This window comes from Neomoorella sulfitireducens, from assembly GCF_024733845.1.
In the GTDB taxonomy this organism is placed as follows: domain Bacteria; phylum Bacillota; class DSM-521; order Neomoorellales; family Neomoorellaceae; genus Neomoorella; species Neomoorella sulfitireducens.
On sequence record NZ_JANRHG010000009.1, the window covers coordinates 88,457 to 109,851 of the forward strand.

Annotated in this window: 18 protein-coding genes; 5 read left to right on the plus strand and 13 right to left on the minus strand. The window is 55.7% G+C overall.

Annotated elements, in window-relative coordinates; all coding sequences use genetic code 11:
- Positions 1–144 precede the first annotated feature (144 nt).
- The 6 genes from NWF31_RS10305 to NWF31_RS10330 form a co-directional block, all read right to left on the minus strand.
- On the minus strand, positions 145–480 hold the full coding sequence (locus NWF31_RS10305) for an oxidoreductase (RefSeq protein ID WP_258360415.1): 336 nt from the start codon (positions 478–480) through the stop codon (positions 145–147).
- A 111-nt stretch (positions 481–591) separates the two neighbouring features.
- A complete protein-coding gene (locus NWF31_RS10310; RefSeq protein ID WP_258360416.1) occupies positions 592–2,835 on the minus strand; it encodes a molybdopterin-dependent oxidoreductase in 2,244 nt (747 codons plus the stop codon).
- A 695-nt stretch (positions 2,836–3,530) separates the two neighbouring features.
- A complete protein-coding gene (locus tag NWF31_RS10315; protein WP_258360417.1) occupies positions 3,531–4,064 on the minus strand; it encodes a spore coat protein in 534 nt (177 codons plus the stop codon).
- A gap of 93 nt (positions 4,065–4,157) precedes the next feature.
- Positions 4,158–5,576 (minus strand): sensor histidine kinase, encoded by a 1,419-nt coding sequence (locus tag NWF31_RS10320; RefSeq protein ID WP_258360418.1) that lies wholly within the window; start codon positions 5,574–5,576, stop codon positions 4,158–4,160.
- Positions 5,577–5,602: 26 nt separating this feature from the next.
- Positions 5,603–6,292, minus strand: a complete 690-nt coding sequence (locus NWF31_RS10325) for a response regulator transcription factor (RefSeq protein WP_258360419.1) — start codon at positions 6,290–6,292, stop codon at positions 5,603–5,605.
- 169 nt (positions 6,293–6,461) lie between these two features.
- A complete protein-coding gene (locus NWF31_RS10330; protein ID WP_258360420.1) occupies positions 6,462–7,037 on the minus strand; it encodes a hypothetical protein in 576 nt (191 codons plus the stop codon).
- Positions 7,038–7,313: 276 nt separating this feature from the next.
- Here NWF31_RS10330 and murJ point away from each other — a divergent pair, with 276 nt between their 5' ends.
- The 3 genes from murJ to NWF31_RS10345 are packed head-to-tail and all read left to right on the plus strand — an operon-like array spanning position 7,314 to position 10,984.
- Positions 7,314–8,900 carry a murein biosynthesis integral membrane protein MurJ gene (murJ, locus tag NWF31_RS10335; RefSeq protein WP_258360421.1) on the plus strand — a complete coding sequence of 529 codons (1,587 nt, stop codon included), beginning with the start codon at positions 7,314–7,316 and terminating at the stop codon, positions 8,898–8,900.
- Positions 8,901–8,916: 16 nt separating this feature from the next.
- The gene (locus NWF31_RS10340; RefSeq protein ID WP_258360422.1) at positions 8,917–10,284 is read left to right on the plus strand and encodes a Mur ligase family protein; all 1,368 of its coding nucleotides are present in this window, start codon (positions 8,917–8,919) and stop codon (positions 10,282–10,284) included.
- Positions 10,244–10,984 carry a type 1 glutamine amidotransferase gene (locus tag NWF31_RS10345; RefSeq protein ID WP_258360423.1) on the plus strand — a complete coding sequence of 247 codons (741 nt, stop codon included), beginning with the start codon at positions 10,244–10,246 and terminating at the stop codon, positions 10,982–10,984. Before NWF31_RS10340 ends, NWF31_RS10345 begins: the two co-directional genes overlap by 41 nt.
- A 48-nt stretch (positions 10,985–11,032) precedes the next feature.
- Here NWF31_RS10345 and NWF31_RS10350 read toward each other — a convergent pair whose 3' ends face one another.
- From NWF31_RS10350 to NWF31_RS10375, 6 genes are all read right to left on the minus strand, one after another.
- Entirely contained in the window at positions 11,033–12,124 is a 1,092-nt protein-coding gene (locus NWF31_RS10350) for a D-alanine--D-alanine ligase family protein (RefSeq protein ID WP_258360424.1), read from the minus strand.
- 109 nt (positions 12,125–12,233) lie between these two features.
- Positions 12,234–14,432, minus strand: coding sequence for a phosphodiester glycosidase family protein (locus NWF31_RS10355; protein WP_258360425.1), 2,199 nt, complete (start codon positions 14,430–14,432; stop codon positions 12,234–12,236).
- Between the two features lie 117 nt (positions 14,433–14,549).
- Positions 14,550–15,230 (minus strand): metallophosphoesterase, encoded by a 681-nt coding sequence (locus tag NWF31_RS10360; protein WP_258360426.1) that lies wholly within the window; start codon positions 15,228–15,230, stop codon positions 14,550–14,552.
- A 20-nt stretch (positions 15,231–15,250) separates the two neighbouring features.
- Entirely contained in the window at positions 15,251–16,258 is a 1,008-nt protein-coding gene (locus NWF31_RS10365) for an isocitrate/isopropylmalate dehydrogenase family protein (RefSeq protein ID WP_258360427.1), read from the minus strand.
- Positions 16,259–16,358: 100 nt separating this feature from the next.
- On the minus strand, positions 16,359–16,997 hold the full coding sequence (locus NWF31_RS10370; protein WP_258360428.1) for a coenzyme F420-0:L-glutamate ligase: 639 nt from the start codon (positions 16,995–16,997) through the stop codon (positions 16,359–16,361).
- A gap of 3 nt (positions 16,998–17,000) precedes the next feature.
- On the minus strand, positions 17,001–17,888 hold the full coding sequence (locus NWF31_RS10375; RefSeq protein ID WP_258360429.1) for an N-acetylmuramoyl-L-alanine amidase: 888 nt from the start codon (positions 17,886–17,888) through the stop codon (positions 17,001–17,003).
- Between the two features lie 204 nt (positions 17,889–18,092).
- Here NWF31_RS10375 and NWF31_RS10380 point away from each other — a divergent pair, with 204 nt between their 5' ends.
- Complete coding sequence (locus tag NWF31_RS10380) at positions 18,093–19,766, plus strand: hydantoinase/oxoprolinase family protein (RefSeq protein ID WP_258360430.1); 1,674 nt, start codon at positions 18,093–18,095, stop codon at positions 19,764–19,766.
- On the plus strand, positions 19,759–21,072 hold the full coding sequence (locus NWF31_RS10385; RefSeq protein ID WP_258360431.1) for a histone deacetylase family protein: 1,314 nt from the start codon (positions 19,759–19,761) through the stop codon (positions 21,070–21,072). The genes NWF31_RS10380 and NWF31_RS10385 overlap by 8 nt, the downstream gene beginning before the upstream one ends.
- A 46-nt stretch (positions 21,073–21,118) precedes the next feature.
- On the opposite strand, the gene NWF31_RS10390 is transcribed toward NWF31_RS10385, so the two are convergent.
- Positions 21,119–21,395, minus strand: a 277-nt coding sequence (locus tag NWF31_RS10390; protein WP_258360432.1) for a YraN family protein, incomplete at its 5' end; no start/stop codon positions are given.

Here is a 21,395-nt window from a genome sequence, read left to right on the forward strand (position 1 = left end):
TCCGATCCGGGGAGACATGACCATCAAGGAGATCAATGTCAACTTCAACTTATATTACCAAAGAACGGGACGGGCCTTAAGGTCAACCTCAAGGCCCGTCCTCGCTATCGCACCGCTAACAATTTCATATGCACTTTAGAAGTATCAGGGGACAAACAGCACCATTTTCTTGCCCTTAGCAGCCATTTTGGCTGCCAGCTCTTCTACCGGACCATATTCCATGGCTTTGCCCAGGCAGTGATGCACACAGGCCGGGGCTTCTCCTTTAGCTACCCTTTCTTCGCACAGATTGCAAAACTCCGTCGGGATCGGAACATAATCCATTTGCCACCGGTCAGGGGATACCTGCATAGGCCCTACCTCTGCCAGCTTAATCCCCCACTTGCCTACCGGGAGATTAAGCTCTTTTTTGCAGGCCACTTCACAGCTATGGCAACCGGTACAATACTCATAATCAATTAATAAGCCATTACGTGACATTCCTTTCCCCTCCAATCGCTATTCTTGGCGGCAGGTCCAGGTTCCCTTAAAACTTGCAAACCTGCCGCCAGCGGCATTATCTTAACCTGCAGTACCCGGACCGGTTTTTCTCTACGCCTCAGCCTTGTAGACCTTGCAGATCAGGCTCTTTAACGGAGCGCCAAAACCGAGCTTGCCGATATGCTTGTGCGGTGCCAGCAAGTTCACGTTTGCTTCCCATACGCCAAAGAGACCGGGTTCGTCAGCCTGCTTCTCCGGGAACCACCAGCCATGCTGGGCATGGACGACCTTCGGATGAATGCCCACCGTCAGCTTAGCCTTTTGCTTGCACTTGCCGTACATATTCTCGATGTAGACCCAGTCGCCTTCCTTAATACCCAACTGGACAGCGGTATCCGGGTGGATCTCTACAATGGGCTCGGCATGTATTTCACGGATGGTCCGGATCTGGCGGTGTTCGGAATGGAACATACCCCACATCCTGGCCCCCGTGGTCAGGATGAACGGGTACTCTTTCGCCAGTTCCGGGGTGCTGTACGGGCTGTAAGGAGGTTCTTCAAAGTAAGGTAACGGGTCGTCGCCCCACATCTCGAAAAGCGTCGAGTACAGTTCAATCTTGCCCGACATCGTCATGAAACCGGGTTCGCCATCCGGCCGCAGTTGACCCGTCTCATACTTTTTGTATTGATACGGGATCTGGTGCACGACCTCTTCTTTTAAATCGTCAAAAGTTATTCCCAGTTCGGGTTTTAATTGATCGGTGAAAAATTCTTTCACGTCGTTCCACGGCCAGGCTTTCGGGTTAAGCCGTTTGCCCAGTTCTAGGCAGATCTCAACATCGGACTTGCATTCCCCTACCTGCAAGGCTTTATTGATAGCTCCGATGAAAATAGTATTCCGCCCAAAGTGGGTCACCACGATGCCGTCATGCTCGGCAAACGTGGAAAGGGGCAGGAAAATGTCGGCAAAGGCCATGGCTGTGGGCGTCATAAAAGTATCGGTTGCTACGGCAAACTCCATGTTTTTGAGAGCCCTGTACCACCTGTCCGGGGCGGTGGAACAGGTCGGTGAAATTAGATTGGTGCTGTTGAACCATGCCATCTTAAGCGGGTAAGGTTTGCCCGTTTCCAGAACATCCAGCGTGACGTCCGGGTGGGTTGTCGCCAACGCATTGGCCAGCGCCGGGTATTCTTCCGCGCCTATTCGCTTATTCCACAATTCTTCCGTAAGTTCCAGCCGGGTTTCGACACGCCATTTGCCGAGAAGGGCGGCCGGCGGCCCTATGGTAATACCACCAGGAACGTCTATATTGCCTGTTATAGCCGCCAGTGACAGGATAGCGTGTCCAACCTGCACACCATTCGGGTTCTCGTCTACCGCCAGGCCCCAGGTAATGCTGGCCGGCTTGCTCCTGGCGAAGAACCTGGCGGCTTCCACAATTTTTTCTTTCGGTACCCAGGTGATTTCCTCCACCTTTTCCGGCGGGTAATCCTGGACGCGCTGTTTCAGATCATCAAATCCGGCACACCAATTCTCTACAAAGTCCTTATCGTAAAGCCCTTCATTAATAATGACATGGAGCATTCCCAGGGCCAGGGCGGCATCTGTTCCCGGCCTCACCTGCAACCAGTATTCCGCTCTGGAAGCGAGCCAGGTAAGCCTGGGGTCCACTACAATTAGCTTGGTACCCCTCTTCATCATGTCAACCAGGGCATGGCCGAACAAACCGTCGGGATTAGATTTTAACGGGTCTTTACCCCATACAATTATGCACTCCGGCAACTTCCAGCCGGGGTGGTCATAGCGGTCCGGGTAATAACCGGCAAAGTCGATTTCCGGATAGCCCGTCCCAAAAACATACTGGGTAATTGCGCACCTGGGACCATAGCAGGACCAGCCGCTGAGGGGATAACATACATTCGGGGTGCCCAGGGCAGCAAAGCCCAGGGGATAGTAGTATAAGCAGGCCTGTCTCCCGGTGCCTCCGTACACTACTATCGACTCCGGGCCATATTTGGCCTTTATATCCTGTACTTTATCAACGATGATGTCCCAGGCTTCATCCCAGGATATGCGCTGCCACTTGTTCTCCCCGCGCTCGCCGACCCTCTTCATGGGATAGATAATTCTCTGGGGGTGATGGACATATTCCGGGAGGCTCAAACATCTGATGCATAGCCGTCCCTGGCTAATAGGATGGTCGGGATCTCCCTCCACCTTTACCAGCCTGTTATCTTTGACATAAAGCTTGAGGCCGCAACCGACAGGATGGCATCCGGGCGGTGACCAGGCACAGGTTCTCGTCACCGTATAACCGTCTTCTTCCCAGGTCCAGGGTTTCTTTGCGGTACTCATTGTTCTCCTCCACCTCTTTCAGAAAAAATTCTTATACAGCATTAAAATTACTCCCGGCCGTATTCTAGCCTGCCGTTCACCTCCCCGGCTGCAAAATGGCGTGGCTCTCCATGCAGCCAGTTGCCTTATTTATTTTTTACCGGTAGAATCCAGGTCTGCCTTGCAATGGGGACATTTTTTCTGCTTAATACCTTCAAATATGGTTACTTCCTTTCCGCAGCTGGGACATTTAATCTTCCTGGAGATGGCAGTAGGCCTGAAGCACATAAAGTTACCTCCTCAATTTTTATAGTTATTGATGTGATTTTTAGGGTTAATTACAATAAACATGCCTGCCTTGTCTACCCGCCTTTTTTCCCATATATCACCTCACTGATTTAAATTTACATTGCAATATTCGTGCCAATATTCACAGCCCTTGAGCACTGCTCCGAACGCAATAAAATCTTGTAAATCCGGCCTTCGAATGGATATCCCTTTTAGAAAATTTATAATACATGATTTTCACTTTGAGAATTTTCGTCCCAAAAAGAGAAATTCCCGGGTGCTAAGGTGCCGGTATCTAAGGTCATGAAGCCTCCGTTCCCAGAAACCAAAAACCCCGGTACCGCCTTGCTTATAAAAGATAAAAGCCCCGCCATTCTCTCCGGAGGCAGGGCTTTTCAATTAAGATAATAACTTTCCGGAGCTTGCTGCTACTGATATATCCCTACATCTCCTGCAGCCGGGCTGTAAGCGTTTATCATGGTGCTTGTCGTTACATCCTTCATGGTCGGTACCTGGTAATAGCCCTTCTGGTTCATATACTGCCATACTTCGTAAGCCTGCTCGGCACAGTTGATAGCCCCCTGCTGGAGCATGCGCCGCAACTCCAGGTCTGCACATTCAAGGGAAGCCATCATTCTAAAGGCTGCCGAGGCCTTGTGACATCCCAGCATGCCGCTGGCTACATCCCGGTCATCCATTTCGTGCAAAGACGTATTCGGCCTCTGGGTTTCCGGGCTGTTCAAGCCGTAAACCGGGGCCGACGTCCTGGGCAACCGGTAAGGTACCGCCTGGGTAATGCCGTGCTGGTTGATAGCTTGAACCATATTATTGTACTCCTGGGTCATAAACTGCAGCTGCTTGTCCAGGATCGAGCGAAGCTGGGAATCTTTTACATGGGGACGGTATAATTGAAATTGATTGATCCCATCGATGGTGTCACATAAAATTTCATGGATTTCCATCACTTCATGGGCACCTAAGTGGCCGCCATAAAAATCTCCTCCTGTGAAATTTTGTTAAGGTCGAAAATTATTATATCCAGCTCCAAGAAGAAATTATAAAGGTAATATATGGTTGGCTGCCGGAATAGTAAAAATAAACCTGGTACCCTGGCCAGGCTGGCTTTCGACCCAGATCCTCCCCCCATGGGCTTCAACGAAACCTTTGGCAATGGCCAGGCCCAGCCCCGCTCCCCCCTGGGCCCTGTTCCGGGACTTTTCGGTCCGGTAAAACCTTTCAAAGACATAGGGGAGATCGGCAGGTGCAATCCCCGGGCCGGTATCGGCCACAGAAACGCTGACTTCGCCAGGGCTCTCCTTGATGGTTACCTCTACCCGTCCCCGGGACGGTGTATAACGCAGGGCATTGCCCAGGAGGTTAATTAAGACCTGGGTAAGACGGTCCCTGTCTCCTTCTATCTCTATATCATGTTCCTCAGTATCAAGAATCAGAGAAATATTTTTACTATCAGCCTCAACCTGGAAAAAGTTAAACACCTTCTGCACTATCTCGACCAGGTTGAAAGTTTCCCGGTGCAGGGGGAGTTTTTTCGCTTCGGCAAGACTCAGTTCCTGTAAATCATGAACCAGCCGGGAAAGGCGCAGGATCTCATCATGCAAGGACATTATTACATCCGGCTTGATCTCCAGGGCTCCGGCCTGGAGGGATTCCAGTTGACCCCTGAGGACGGTCAGGGGTGTGCGCAGTTCATGGGCCACATCAGCAACCAGGTTGCGGCGCAGGGCCTCATATTTTTCCAGCCGGGCAGCCATGTCGTTAAAGGCTGTCACCAGCTGGACGATCTCTTCATCGCCGGTTAGGACCAGGCGCTGTTCCCAGCCGCCGGCAGCCAGCCTGTAAACTGCCGCTGTAAGCTGGCTCAAAGGCCCGGCAATCCGCCGGGCCAGGAAAAAGCCTGCCAGGCCGGCCAGGATTAATGCCGCTATGCCTGCCAGGATGATCGCTACCGTAACAGAGCGGGTAAAAAGGTCTTCCCGGGACAGGACGCCCGGCGGGGTTGCAGTGGTCAATAATACAGTACCAACTTCCCGGCCATTAACGACTATAGCCGTACCCTGCGCCAGCTCCTGCTCGGAAAGTCTTTCGCCCAACTTGAGCCCATAAGTATCAGCAATAACCCGGCCATTGCTATCGGCCAGGATCACCCTTTCCAAACCGGTCCGACCCCGGCCCAACCCCTGCCCCCGCCCCATACCCTGCCCCCGGACCATGCCCTGATCCAGGCCGCTATGCCACGGGATATCTAAAAGCTCCTGGACCCCGGTCCATTCTCCCCTGTCACGATAATAGGCGGTAAAAAAATCACCCCACACCTGCTGGCGTTTACCGGCCACATCTTCCAGGTACCCATGAAAGAAAGTCCTGGTGGCCCAGCCTACGGCAACCGCCAGAGTCGCTACCGCCAGGAGAACTACCACGATAAAGGCCAGGGTTAACCTGGTCCTGAGTTTCAAACTGCTCACCCTTTTCTACCCGGGATTTATCCTTCGCCAAATTTATACCCCACACCATAAACGGTGAGGATGTAGCGCGGATTGGCCGGGTCGTCTTCAATTTTTCGGCGCAGGTTGCTGATATGGGTGTCAATGGACCTTTCATATCCCTGGTATGCTTCGCCCAGGGCTGCATCCAGGAGCTGCAGCCGGCTGTACACCCGGCCCGGATGCCGGAACAAAACAGATAAAAGATTAAATTCCGTCGGGGTAAGGTTCAGGGGCTGTCCCTTTTTGTATACCTGGAGGCCACTAAAATCTAATGTCAAATCACCCCTGGTCTGCACCGTATTTTGGGGTTGTTCCTGCTCACCGGAACGGCGCAGGACGGCCCGGATACGCGCCGCCAGTTCGGCCAAACTGAAGGGCTTGGTTATGTAGTCGTCGGCTCCCAGTTCCAATCCTAAAAGTTTGTCTATTTCTTCAGCTTTAGCAGTAAGCATGATAATAGGGACCTTGCTTTCCTTTCTGATTTCCCGGCAGACATCGAGACCGCTCAAGCCCGGCAGCATTAAGTCTAAAATAATAAGGTCGGGCTTCTCCTGGCGCGCTTTTTTTAGCCCCATTACTCCATCAGCAGCAATTATTACTGCAAACTGTTCCTTAAGTAAATATTGCCGGATCATCGTGGCGATTTTTTCTTCATCTTCGACAATTAAAATTTTCTTTCTATCCATCCTTCTCATCCCCCCGGCGAACCATAATTAAATGTTTCGCTACCGGCGGTATTATTCCTTTAATTTTCTCCTGGTTTAAGAATACCCAGGGGGTAATCCCCCTGGGTAACACAACTACGGGAACCTTCCCGTAAACCTTTAACTGGAGGGTTAAAACTACCCGTACAGGTTACTGTTGACTGCTAGCCTGGCCGCGGCCAAAGCCTGCACCCTGGCCGGCCCGCCCCCTTGGCCCGGCCTGCATCCCCTGGCGGGCTCCGGTATTTCCCGGGGCACCGCCCATCCAGCCGCCCCGGCCCTGGCTGTTGGGACCAACTGTCGTCCGTTCAAGGTTCTGCCCAATCCTCTCCTTCATGTTTTCCAGGCAGTAACTGGCCTGCTCCGGGGTTATCTGGCCGGCGGCCACCTTTTCATCCAGGAGCTTTTGCCGTTCAGCCATTATCGTGTCTACCAGCTGGTCTTTACTAATCCCGTGTTCAGCGGCAATCTCGGCTATGGATTTACCCGCCTGGCGCTCGGCCCTTAAGTCTGCCAGGTCCAGGCCCAGGATTTTGCTGAGTATGCCGAGTATCCCTCCCTGGGCTCGCCCCAACCCCAAGCCTAAACCTTGACCATAAGTAGTCTGGATGGACTGAACAGGGGTGCCTTCGGCTGCCAGGGAAGATTCAGGCTGCGTTACCACCAGTAACCCCCCCAGTACCAGGGGGACTGCTACGGCAGCCAGTATCTTTTTACCCTTTGTCACTTTACATCATCCCTTTCTTTTTTTTCGAAACAACCAGGCCTGTTGTTTCTTGGCTTAACTGTAGCATATCCCAGGAATGTCAGGATATTATCGGGAAAATGTTAAGAAGTTGTCAAGATAGATATAATGCTTTTTATTACCGATGCCCCGGGCTTAAAAGACCTGCAAGATATACTACCCGGTTTACTTTTGTTCTCCAAGACTTCCTTTTTGTAAAGTAAAGGATTAAAATACAGTTAGTGTGTCAACAATGCAAAATAAAAAGGAAGCTTGAAAGTGGTAAAACAAGGGAAGATGACCCTGGCCCATTCGGTAGCTATCATGAGCCTGGCTGCCGGCTTATCACGGATTCTGGGTTTCTTACGCAATACAGCCATATCCGCCCTGTTCGGCCAGAATCAACTGGCCGACATGCTCAATACTTCCTTTGTTATCCCGGATACCATCTATTTAATCCTGGTTGGAGGGGGAATTAGCTCTGCCTTTATCCCGGTTCTTGCCGGCTACCTGGCAGAAGATAATGAAGAGGCCGTCTGGCAGACCGTGAGTATTGCCTTCAACCTGGTCCTGACCCTGGCCGGTGTTGCCGTTATTCTGGGAATGATCTGGGCCCCCTGGCTTGTACGCTTGATAGCACCCGGCTTTGATGCAAATCAGGTGGCTTATACTGCCTATCTTACCCGTATTGTCCTGGCAGCCATCCTCTTTCACTGCCTGAACGGGGTGCTAATGGGTACAGAGTATGCTTACCAATCATTCATAGGTACAGCCATCGGTCCCCTGGTATACAACGCCGCGATTATCGTTTTCGGCCTCACCCTGGCCGGTAAATACGGCATTGCCGCCTTTGCCATTTCTACTTTAATTGGTGCAGTCCTTAATTTCCTGGTACAGGTATGGGGCGTCTGGCGTCTGCAACCGCGTTACCGCCCGGTCCTGGACCTCAAGCACCCGGGCATCCACAGGATTTTTAAGCTGATGCTGCCGGTAACTATCGGCCTCTCCATTGCCCAGCTAAACCTTTTCTTTAACCAGACTTTCATAGCTTCCTTTCTCCCGCGGGGCTCCATCAACGCCCTGACCCTCTCCAGCCGGGTAGTTTTAGTACCAATTGTTTTTGCTTCTTCAATGGGCATTGCCCTTTTACCGGCCCTTTCCCGTATTTTTATAGGGGGGGATTACCGGTCCTTTACCCGCTACCTGTCGGGATCCCTGCGAACTGTGGTCTTCATCTCTGTTCCGGCCACGGTAGGTTTAATTGTCCTGGGGCAAGAGGTGATAAGGGTACTTTTCCAGCACGGCCGCTTTACCAGTGCCGACACCCTGGCCACAACCGGAGCCCTGGTCTTTTATTCCCTTGGCATAACGGCCTACGGGGCTTATGAAATTTTAAGCCGGGCCTTCTATGCCACCCAGGATACGGTAACTCCCCTGAAAATCGGCCTGGCTACCCTGGCAATAGGCACTACCCTGAACTTTACCCTGGGACCGGCCTTTGGCATCCGTGGCCTGGCCCTGGCCTATTCCCTGGCCGGGTGCTTCAATGCCGTCCTGCTGCTTCATAGCCTGCGGCGCAAGGTGCATATTCCTATCGAAGGCCGCGGGTTGCTACGGACTGCCGTAAAAAGTTTCCTTGCCGCCCTAGTCATGGGCATTATACTGTATGTAGTAGCGGGCCATCTCCTCTTTTTCCCCCCGGCATGGCCCCGCCTGGTACGGGAAGGACTGGAACTGGTCCTCTTGATTACCCTGGGAGTTTTTAGTTATGCCGGCCTGGCATGGTTGTTGCGCATGGAGGAACTGGCAATGTTCTTAAACCTCATCAACAAGCGCCTGCGCCGCAGCCGGGCCGTTGCAAGTTAAAGGGGGTTCCCGCAAATTGCTTCGTCCTTTCCTGGCCTTCTGGGCCGGCCGCCTGGCAGCCTTTATCTGCCGCCTCTGGCAGCGGGGTGGCACCTCCCTGCCGGGCTATTTAGCCTTAAAAATTGACCCGGATATAATGGGCCGTCTGGCCTCCAGGTATAAACAAATAATCCTTGTCACCGGAACCAACGGCAAGACAACGACGGCCAACCTCCTGGCCTCCATTTGCCGGGCCGCCGGTCTGCAGGTGGTTCACAACAGTGAAGGGGCCAATATGCCGGCCGGGGTAACTACGGCCCTCCTTAACCGCCGGGGAGATATTGCCGTCCTGGAGGTAGATGAAGGTACCCTGGGCCTGGTGACCCGCCAGGTCAGGGCCGATGGGGTAATCATTACGAATTTATTGCGGGATCAACTGGACCGCTATCACGAACTGGAACAGCTGGCGGCAGCCATCAGCCGCGCCCTGGAGGCCATCCCGGCGGCCGCCCTCATCCTTAACGCCGACGATTCCCTGGTCACTTCCCTGGGACGGGGAAGAGATAGGGTGCGCTACTTCGGCCTGGCGCGGACACCCTGGAGCCAGGAAATAACCAGTGAAGTCCTGGAGGGCCATATTTGTCCCCTTTGCCGCCGGCCCCTGGAGTTTAATTACTATCATTACAGCCACCTGGGGGATTATTCCTGCCCCCGGTGTTCCTACAGCCGGCCGGCGGCAGAATATGAGGGCAGGGTTCTGGTTTTAAATGCCGATGGAGCCCGGTTTGACCTTATTTACCCGGAGGGCAGGCTGCCCCTCCGGACCCCCATGCCGGGGATTTACAACGTCTATAATGTCCTGGCCGCCGCCGGCGCCGCCCTGCAGTTAAAGATCGACCCGGCAACCATTGCCCGGGTGGTGGCGGCCTTTCTCCCGGGCCAGGGCCGGGCCGAAAACTTTAGCCTTAGGAGCAAAAAACTGACGCTGATGTTAGTAAAAAACCCCGCCGGGTTGAGCGTGGCCTTGAAGACTTTGACTTCCGGCCGGGGAAAGGCGACGTATCTCCTGGCCATCAATGACCTGGCCGCCGACGGTCGCGACGTCTCCTGGTTATGGGATGCCGACCTCACCCCCCTGCTCCGGGCTCCCTACCAGCGCATCATTTGCGCCGGCCTGCGGGCCGGCGATATGGCCATTTGTCTCAAATACCAGGGAGTAAGGGAACGGGACTTAAAGGTTATCCCCGGCCAGGAAGAAAGCGTTGACTTTTTGCTGGAAGAACCCGGCGCCGAAGGTATTATTCTCTGTACCTATACCAACCTGGCCCTGTACCGCCGCATCCTGAAAAAAAGGGGGGCTGTCAGTGAAGTTACGCCTCTGCCATCTCTATCCGGAACTCCTTAACCTTTATGGCGACCGGGGTAATATCTTGGTCCTCTGCCGCCGGGCCGAGTGGCGGGGGATTGCGGTGGAAGTAACGCCTGTCTCCCTGGGAGATAAACTGGACCCGCAGGGCTACGATCTTATTTTCCTGGGCGGCGGCCCCGACCAGGAGCAGGGGGTGGCCAGTGCCGATTTGCTGGCCAAAGGCCCCTGGCTTAAGGAAGCAGTAGAAGCAGGAGTCGCCCTGCTGGCCATCTGCGGCGGCTACCAGCTCCTGGGGGAATATTATCGTACCGGCAGCGGCGAAACCTTGCCGGGCGCAGGCCTTTTTGCCGCCTATACTGAAGCGGGCACCAGGCGTTTGAAGGGTAATATCGCCATTCAGGTAGAGGAACTGGAAGTAGACCGGCCGGTGATAGGTTTTGAAAACCACGGCGGCCGCACCTTCCTGCAGGGCGCCCGGCCCCTGGGCCGGGTAATCTACGGCGACGGCAACAACGGCAGCGACGGGACGGAGGGGGCCAGGTATAAGAACGCCGTGGGGACCTACCTCCACGGCCCGCTTCTAAGTAAAAACCCCCACCTGGCCGATTACCTCCTCCGCCTGGCCCTGCAGCGCCGTCACGGCGAGGTCGAACTACCGCCCCTGGATGATTCTTTGGAATTTGCAGTTAACGAGGCAGTCTACCGCCGCTTTTTGCCCACGAAGGGTAAGTGGTAAAGGTTAAAGAAGGAACCTTGATCATAAATATTTATAAATCAATAATATTTACGCCGAGGATACAAGCAGGGGCTGCGTTTCCCGGCAGTAGGGCTGCAGCAAACCCAGGGCCGGAGCTACCAGTTCCTGCAGTTTTCCACCGGGTATAAGGCCGTATTCCAGCAACGACTGGTAGAGGATGAAATTAACAAACTGTCCGTATCTTAAACCGGCAGCCGTGGCCATGGCCGTCAGGGAGGCCGTGGGACTCAATGAAGGCGTCCCGTTCACATCAATGATATAGACCCCTCCTTGGTTGTCAGAGCGCAGGTCAATCCTCAAGGCATCCCTGGCCCCGGTGGCCGCCAGCACTTTGACGGCCAGTTCGCTTAAAATATGATAACGCCTGTCCCCGGAGAAAATATGTTCAATCGTATCAGGCTTGCTCTTTACGGAAAAAGTTCTGATTCCCCGGGAAAGAAAGGCTATGGGTGGCAGGACGTAACAGGGCGATCGCCCGATTAGACCAACGGTAAACTCCTGGCCGGGGAGGTACTTTTCCACCAGCACCGGCAACTCGCCCAGGGTATCCCGGAGCGTTTTTACCTGGCATTCCAGGTGGGCAAAATCAAATACCACCGAGGCTTCGCTGATACCAATGCTGTTACCGCCGCCATTGGGTTTAACAAACAAAGGGAATCCCAGTTCTGCCACCGCCAGGTCCATTTGTTGCCGCAGCGATCCCCGGGCCGGTTCCAGCAACCGGTGGGGTGGTACCGGCAGACCGTGTTGTTGTAAAACCTGATAGGTAAGGTTTTTATGACGGCATAACTCCATGGTTACCGCGGGAGAATGGCTGGCAGGAATGCCGTACTTCTGCAGTAAAAGCCTTACCGCAGCAGCACCGCTGCCGTCATACAGGGTAGGGGGGTCGTCGAGAAAACCTTCGGCCAGGACAAAGGCCATATTGGGAGCGGGCAGGCGGGAAAGGGATTTCTCCAGCTGGTGACGGCTGCGGACATTAACAGGATAAACCTCGTTGCCGCCTTCCAGTAACGCCCGATAAACCTGTCTTGCGATTTCCCAGGAAAAACAATCACTGTAGGGTCCCCGGCGCTCCCGGGCGGGGACGGCGTTAAAAAGAAACAGTATACGCAGCAAAAAGTTCTTCCTCCCCGGTCTGAAAGGAAACCTGTTCTTGATAAAACAACCATATTATACCATGGTTATGACGCTTATTAAATAGCAACCGGAGATAACCGGGAGCAGATTATTTTTCGTTAAACACCACGTCCAGGTTAGCCTGTAAAAAACCTTCTTTCGTGGCGACAAAACTATAGCTCCCGGCTACAACGGCCTTGAACGGGATGGTGCCTTGCGCGTCCGTATGGCCCAGGGTCCTACTGCCTTCCTGGACGGCCACATAATCGCCGTAACAATAACCTTCCCGGCCGTCCTGGAGGCGCACCCGCAGCCAGCCGTTTTCCGGCCCGGCCAGGACGGCCAGCCGGTAACCTTCCGGTACCAGGGTGATGGCTTTATAATTTGTTCCCGGCCCCGTCCTGACATAGAGGGCCCGGGCCGTTACCCTGCCCTGCGGCACTTCCGGCCGGACCTGCCGGACTACTGCCCCCGCTACCGCCGCACCGTTTTGGCGGACGACCAGATTTACCTCCTGGCCGGCAACCGGCTGGCCGTCTATAACCATCTCCAGGGCAGGATTGATGGCAGCTACAGCTTCGTGATCGCCCAGCCCGACCTTGAGCCAGGCATTGCTTACCGGCCCGGCCAGGACCAGCTGCCCTTTTTCCGGATCAAACCCGCTCAACCCTTCACTGGCCGTCCACCGGTATAACGAGCCGTCCACATAGATTTCGTTTCCCCCGGCATCATAGGCCGTTACTGTAAACTGCTGGACGTTGCCGGGCTGCAGGAAGGTGACGGCAGGGTTGATTTCCAGCCTGTATACCTCATCAACTACGGTTATCTCAGCACTGGTTTTTACCCTTCCCGTCCCGGCAGTAATCTCCCCCCGGCCCGTTTTGGTAGCCTGGAACAGGCCGGGAGAAACAAAGCGGCCCACCTCCCCCCTCACCTGCCAGCTAACGCGTTCAGGTACGGGAACAGGATTGTAATAATTATCCTGGGCCTTGAGAACGAAGGGTACCTTGCTGCCTTTATACACCTTTATAGCACCGGGAAACAGGTATAGATGGCTGAGCTTCCCGCGGGGGGCAGTCGAAAAGACCACCAGGCCGTTGGTAACAGGCCTTTCCTCCCCGCCGGCAGGCCGGTTTAAAATCGAGAGCCCGAACTCGCCGGCATTACGGGCCGCCAGTACTGAAGAACCGCCGCCGTCAAGGTTCAGGGCAGCTACTATCCCCCGCGACTGCATAAAGGCGGCCAGTTCGTAAAGGGTCATCCCATCGCTGTAGCCGGGCTGGCGGCCGTCGGCAACCACTATTTCCAGGCGGCCGTCCTTCGTGATGCCGGCTGCCGTCCGGGGATGGCGGGACTGTACCAGGGAATCCGTGGTGCCGGCGGGCAGGACGATCTGGCCGTCCTTGAGAATAATATCGCGGCCGCCCACAGCCTGGACAACATCATGCCAGCGAGGTTCGGAAAACCTGATGGTGAAGCTAACCCGGTCCCCTGGATGGAGCTGCTTTAAAAACTCCCGGGCCTTGCCATGGCCGGAAAGGACAACGCCGTCCGCCGGGATAGGGGTGTTGCCCCTGGCGTCAATCCTGGCGGTCACGGTGCCGCTGTATGTACGACCTGCTTGTACAGGTAGATCAATGTCACCCAGGATTACTTCCATGCCGTATTCATTGGTGCCGGTACCGGCCCCAAAGGCGGGGGTATAAAGGACCAGCATGTTCGCCCCCCTTTCCCGGTTGACGTGGGCGATAGGGTAGGTATAAACCACACGGGTCACGCTATCCCCCTTACCCGGTATTTCCCCGCTCACCTCCAGGTAGGCGGTCATGACAGGAGTACCGATAATGGCTTCATTATTGCCGGTCAGACCCAGGACCGGATAGCCCTGGGGGCTGATCAAAAGCTCGCCGTTGCTTATCTGCAGGCCGATAGGCAGGTAGGGCGCCCGGGTGCTGTAGAAATCGCCGTTTATTGCCGCTACTGCGGCTTTGCCTTCCCCGGCCAGCCTGGCGGCCATAGCCGTGGGTCTTTCCAGGTCAAGGGCCAGGTTGTCGTGGGATACGGCCGATTCCATGACCGTATACCTGTCCCGGGGATTGATAGTCAAAACCTTCACGGCCTCAGTATAACCGGGAGCGTTTATCCGGTAGGCCGAATACTCCACCCCTGTAGCCAGGGGGACTTTTTCTGCCTCAGGGACTAACTGCCAGGCAGGGTCGGCCGGGGACGGCAGGGGGTAGGTTAGCAAGACTGCAGCCAGGAAAATAGCAACCAGGATAGAAGTAACCCGTTTCCGCAGGTAACGCATAAAAGTTCCTCCCAAGTAATACATCTTGCACACAATAAATAGACGCTCTCGAAGTCCTGAAGGTTCCCTAAACTATTGGACCTGTCCACATGCTTAAAACATGGACAGGTCACCATTTTACCAGGATACCGGCACCGGGGTAAAATTCACATAGTCGGCGGCCACCAGGTGAAAGTTAATGCCCCACTCCTTACCGGCCAGGGCCTTCTCATGATCGGCACCGTGAAGGTGCCCGTAATAACAGTGGCTGACGCCGTAGCCCTGCATCAGTCTTATAAAATCGGTCGCTTCATCATTGAAGGCCGGGGGGAAATGCATCATCACCGCCAGGGGCTCATCCCGGCGTAGCTTCCGGACGCCATTCAAGGCCATTTCCAGGCGCAGGACTTCTCGCCGGTAAACCTTTCCATCCGTCTCTTCATTATAGAGGGGATGCCGGGGTACCAGCCAGCCCCGGGTGCCGCAGACGGCCATGCCGTCAATTATCTCAGGCTTTAAAAGAGAGAAATCCCTGTCGAGGATGGCCGCCGCCATTTTGCGCTCCGTCTGCCACCAGTAGTCGTGATTCCCTTTCAGGATGCGCTTGGAGCCCGGCAGGGATTTGAGAAACTGCAGGTCGGGGAGGGCATCGTCGAGGCGCATGCCCCAGCTGATATCTCCCAGGATTAATACTGTATCTTCAGGGGCGACTACCCTGTTCCAGCGGGAGGCGAGTTTTTCCCGGTGGTTTTCCCATATCGGACCAAACATGGACATATCGCGGCCCAGGTGCAGGTCGGCGATGGCAAATAAAGCCACTAATACCCCTCCGCCTGCTGCTATTCCGCTTCCAGTTGCCTGACGATGGCGTCGGCCATTTCGCTGGTGCCGGCCTTGCCTCCCAGGTCGTAGGTTAAGTACTTGCCTTCGGCCAGGACGGCCAGGACGGCATTTTCAACCCGCGCCGCAGCTTCTTTTTCGCCCAGGTGCTCCAGCATCATCACCCCGGAAAGGATGGTCGCCAGGGGGTTGACCTTGTTCTGGCCGGCGTACTTGGGCGCGCTGCCGTGGATGGGTTCAAAAACGGCAGCCCCGGCGCCAATGTTCGCCCCCGGCGCCACTCCCAGGCCGCCTACCAGCCCGGCGCAGAGGTCGGAAAGGATGTCACCGTAGAGGTTGGGCAGCACCACGACGTCATATTGTTCCGGTTTCTGCACCAGCTGCATGCTCAGGTTGTCCACAATGCGGTCGTCAGCAGTAAGTCCGGGGTAATCTTTGGCCACATCATAAAACGTCCGCAGGAAAAGCCCGTCGGTAAATTTCATGATATTGGCTTTATGTCCTGCCGTTACTCTTTTCCTGCCGTTGGCGCGGGCATATTCAAAGGCGGCCCGGGCAATGCGCTCTGAACCCCTGCGGGTGATTATTTTAATGCTTTCCGCCGCGTCTTCTCCTACCATGTGCTCTATCCCGGCATAGAGGTCCTCAGTGTTTTCCCTGAAAATTACCAGATCGACGCCCTGGTAACGGGAGGGCACGTTAGGCAGGTTACGGGCCGGGCGAATGTTGGCATAAAGGTCGAGTTCCTTCCGTAAAGCCACATTGACGCTGCGAAAACCGGTACCAACCGGGGTGGTGATGGGGCCTTTAAGAGCTACGCCGTTTTTCCGAATGGAAGCCAGGGTTTCCTCCGGTAATACGCTGCTGTACTTTTCCAGGGCCGTCTCCCCGGCCGTCACTACTTCCCACTCTATTTCAGCCCCGCTCGCGTCCAGGACCCGCCGGGCTGCGGCAATCAGTTCCGGGCCGGTACCATCTCCCGGTATCAAGGTTACCACATGCTTCAACCAGAGACACCTCCAGAAAATTATATTACCCCATTATTATACGTTCTCGTCTACAGCCAGGACAAGTAAAAAATCGCCCGCCCGGGCGAATACGATAAAGTTACGATTTGGTTTTCCGGCGTTTAAGGATAACTATAGGCGTCTGCTCGTCTTCATTCCCAAAGGGATTATCCTTCAACGCCTCAATTACTGCTTGCCGGTACCCCTTTTTAGTGATCCCCAGGATGTCAACACAACCCTTATCATTAACATCGGCAATCACGGCCTCCGCCCCGGTAGCTTTTTTAATGGCCCGCACCAGCCGGCCCGGGTTTTTCGGTCCCAGGACGATATGGCGCTCATAAGGGTGCATGGTGCCGGCTATATCATCGATAAGGGCCAGCTGGCGCCCGGCCACAATGTAAAAGAGGCCCTTTTTCTTGAAGACCCGCCCCACAGCAGCCGCGGCACAACCGGCGAGGATGCGCGCCGTTCCCACCTCCTCGATGGCCAGCTGCATGGCCGGCGGCGTGGCCAGGCTCCCGTCTTTACCGGGGAAACGGCTTAAAAAACGTGCCAGCCTCCCGGGGCGCACCGTTTCCGGTAAAACGGCCCGGCCCTGGCTGATGGCGACGACGCTCTCCGCCAGGCAGATGATATCCCCCGGCGCCGCTATGCCTTCGCTGTATTTCCGGGTCAATGCAACTATATCCTCGTTTTCTGTAATGATATGGGTGCGGATGGGGATTTTATAGTACATGGCTTATTTCCCCCGCTGGAAATATTGTTTTACACCTACGGCGGTAGCCAGGGCTACCTTCTGGTGGAAATAGGGGTTGCGCAGCAAGCCTTCATCGACCCAGTCGGTAATGACTACCGGCTCCAGCTTCAAACCGGGTATCTCGCCGAGGCGGGCCAGTTCCCCGTCGGCCATAACTCCCCGTGACGGTATCTTTACCCTGGCGACAATTCTTTCCAAAACTTTGGCCGCCAGTTCCTCATTCCCCCGGCAGGCAGGATTATAAAGGACGGCCGTGCCCCGCAGGCCGGTATCCCCGGCACCATGTTCATGGATGCTGATAAAACAGAAAGTATCCGTGGTTACTTTAAGCAATCGTTCTTCCCAGGAAGGGTTCTCCTGCTCCGCGCGGGTCCAGATTACCCTGGCCTTCAAGCCCTCCAGGACCTGGGCCAGGGCCCGGGCGGTCTTCCACGCCATATCCCGCTCCCGGAGATTGACCGGGCCTCGCCACCCGCCATCGCTCCCCCCGTGACCGGGGTCGAGGACAATCAATTTATCCCGGTAGAACTCCTGCAGGGGCCGGCGGCTGAACCGCAACACCACCCGGGATGGCACCCCTTCCGTCACTACCAGGGTTGCCCGGACGGCTGCATCAAGGCTGATGGTAAAAGATACCACGGCTTCCCCCGGCTCTACCGTTACTTCCCGGATAATGCCGTCCTGGACATAAAGGGGACCGGGATGCATGTTCAGGAGAGCCCGGAGGGTTACCCTGCAGGTGCCTGGTTCCGGGTATTCGACGGTTACAACCGGCGGTATTGTTGCTTCAATGATAACGGCACTGAACTGCTCTTCCCCCTCAAAGATTAACTTGCAATAGAGATTAGTCAGCCGGGGGGTGGATGGCAATTCCCTCACCTCGCTAACAATGCTCTCAGGCAGGAGCAGAACCGCCCGCTATCATTCATATGCCGCAAGTGCCCCGTAATGACTCGATGATAGCCACGTAAACCCTGGAAGATAACCGGGCCGGACGTAAAAATAAGGGACGGCGGCGCAATATCCTTGCAACTACCGGGTTAAAGTTCTAAAATAAAGCTGGAGGCGAGGCAAATGTTTGTAGGACTGGATATGGGTGGCACCCATACCGATGCCGTCCTTGTAGATCAAGGACGCATCCTGCGCCACTATAAAACGGTCACCGACCAGGCCGATTACACCGGTACCGTTACCCGGGCCCTGGAAGCCGTCCTAAATGGGATAAATCTTGCCGCCATCAAGCGCCTCAATTTAAGCACGACCATCTGTACCAACGCAATTGTAACCGGCCGCACCAGCCCTGTCGGGTTGCTCCTGGAGCCGGGGCCGGGCCTAAATCCCGCCATACTCGCCTGCGGCCAGAAAAATTTTATCCTCTCGGGGTCCATCGATCACCGCGGCCGGCCCACCAGTTCCCTGGTCGAGGCGGAGATTAAAAAAGCCGATAAGGAGCTGCGCCAGGCCGGTATCCGCCACCTGGCCATTGCCGGCAAGTTCTCGACGCGCAATCCGGAACACGAACTGGCTATAAAAGAAGCCCTTTCCCCCAGCTACGAGTTTATCACCCTGGGCCACCGCCTGTCAGGCCGGCTAAACTTCCCCCGCCGGGTCTTTACAGCCTATCTCAACAGCGCCGTGGCCGCCACTTACAGTTCCTTTGCGGCCGCCATAAAATCTTTTACAGCCCAAAAAGAATTGCCGGCGGTTCCCTATATTTTGAAGGCCGACGGCGGCACCCTTTCCCTGGAGGCCTCCCTGGCCCAACCTGTAGAAACCATCCTTTCCGGCCCGGCGGCCAGCATCATGGGCGCCCTGGCCCTGGTGCCGGTTCAACAAGATGCTATTATCCTGGATATCGGTGGAACGACCACGGATATTGCCTTCCTGGCCGGCGGTGTACCCCTCTTCGAGCCGCAGGGTATAAGCATTGCCGGCTTCCCCACCCTGGTGCGGGCCCTGTACAGCCACTCCCTGGGCCTGGGGGGCGACAGCTGCCTGGAGGTCAAGGATGGTCGTTTAACTATCGGCCCCGAACGCCGGGGACCGGCCCGGGCCCTGGGCGGCCCGGCCGTCACCCCTACCGACGCCCTGATCACCCTGGGCCGCCTGGACCTGGGAGACAGGGCCGCTGCCCGCCGGGGTATAGCTAAACTGGGCGATGAGCTGGGGTTGACGACTGAAAGAACGGCATCAGCCATTTTAAAACAAATGGCAGGAGAAATTGCTTGCCATTGCCATGCTTTGCTGGCTCAGATCAACAGCCGCCCGGTCTATACCGTACGCGAGGTCCTGGAAGAAAAACAATTAAAGCCGGCTCAGGTGATTGCCATTGGTGCCCCGGCACCCCTGCTGGCGGCCGAGCTGGATGAAGCCTTTAGCCTCCCGGTCGTCGTCCCCCACCTGGCCGGGGTGGCCAATGCTGTCGGGGCAGCTTTAAGCCGGCCTACCACGGAATTAACCCTCCTGGCCGATACCGGGCAGGGACTGCTAACGGTGCCCGAAGAGGGCATCCGGGAAAAGGTCCCTGCCGGCTATACCCTGGAACAGGCCAAAAAACGTGCCCTGGAGCTTTTGCGCGCGCGTTTCCTGCGCCTAACCCCGGAGGCAGGCGACGCCGGGCTGGAAGTAGTGGAAGAACAGTCCTTTAATATGGTTTCCGGTTTTTATACTACCGGGAAAAATATCCGGGTGAAAGTTCAAGTAAAACCCCGGGTCACCCCCCTGAAGGGAGATGGGGGCCATGTATAAAGCCGCCCGCCGCCTGGGCCTGGTTTTCTTCCCCGCCTTTGACTGGGCCATCAGCCCCACCCACCCGGAGCGGGAAGAGCGTCTCCTTTACACCCTGGACCAGGTCCTGGAAGAAGGCATCCTGGATATCGACGGTATCTATGAGTACCGCCCGCGCCTGGCAACAGTTGCCGATGTGGAACGGGTGCACGTTTGTGTTCCTGATGTTATGTCCCGGATCACTGAATCCCACCTGATAGCCGCCGGGGGCGCTATCGTGGCCGCCGAGGCAGTCCTCAAAGGCGAGGTAGATAAAGCCTTTGCCGTTGTCCGGCCGCCGGGTCACCACGCCATGCGTATCGTCCACGGCGCTCGCGGTTTCTGCAATATAAACATAGAGGCTATAATGATCGAATATATTCGCCGTAATTATGGTAAAAAGCGTATCGCCATCGTGGATACCGACTGCCACCACGGCGACGGTAGCCAGGACATCTACTGGCATGATCCGGATACCCTTTATATATCTATCCACCAGGACGGGCGCACCCTCTACCCGGGCAGCGGCTTCCTAAATGAGTTCGGGGGGCCGAACGCCTACGGCTACAATTTAAACCTGCCCCTGCCGCCCGAAACGGGCGAGGAAGGTTTTCTCTATGCCCTGGAACATTTCATCCTGCCCGTGCTGGCCGATTTCAAGCCCGATCTGGTCATCAATTCCGCCGGCCAGGATAACCATTATACCGATCCCATCACCAACATGCGCTTTTCCGCCCAGGGCTATGCCCGCCTGAATGACCGCCTGCAGCCGGATATCGCCGTCCTTGAAGGCGGCTATTCCATCGAGGGCGCCCTGCCCTATGTCAATGTAGGGATTATCCTGGCCCTGGCCGGCCTCGACTACGCCGGCGTGCGGGAGCCTGACTATAGCCCCGCCAAAGTGTCCCAGTCCCCCAGGGTCGGCGACTACATCGCCCGCCTGTGCGAAGAAACCTACCGGGCCTGGCAGCAGCGAGACGCCTTGCGGGTCGAATTCGTCCGGGATAAAAAAGAAATCAGCCGCCGGCGCCAGATCTACTACGACACCGAGGGGCTGATGGAGACCCAGGAAGAAACAACCCTGGTATGTGATGCCTGCGGCGGCCTCACCTGGATTGATTCCCGCACCGACCTGGGCAGCCACGTCCTGGCCATCTTTATTTCCCGCGATGCCTGCCCGCGCTGCCGGGAAGAAGGCCACGCCCTTTTTGACCGGGTCTCGAGCAAGTCTTATAGGGACGGTATTTTTCTCCAGGACCGGGTGGCGGACCGTTTGTTTAAGAAATGAACCCCATAACGAAAGCCAGGGTTTTCTCCCTGGCTTTTCTTTTTCCTTAAAAAGCGCCTTTGATAACTTCAATACCCGTAACCCTTTCCTGCCGGTCCAGGCGCACGGCCACCACATCGAAACGGCAGGGACGGTTGGTCAAGCCACGTCCGCTAAGATAATAGGCCGCCAGGCGGCGCAGGCGCATTTGTTTACGCAGGTCGACCGACTCCTGGGGCGTGCCAAAGGCATCGGTGGAGCGGGTGCGCACCTCGACAAAAACAATTGCCTCACCGTCGGCAGCGATAATATCAATTTCCCCCAGGGGGCAGCGGTAATTGCGT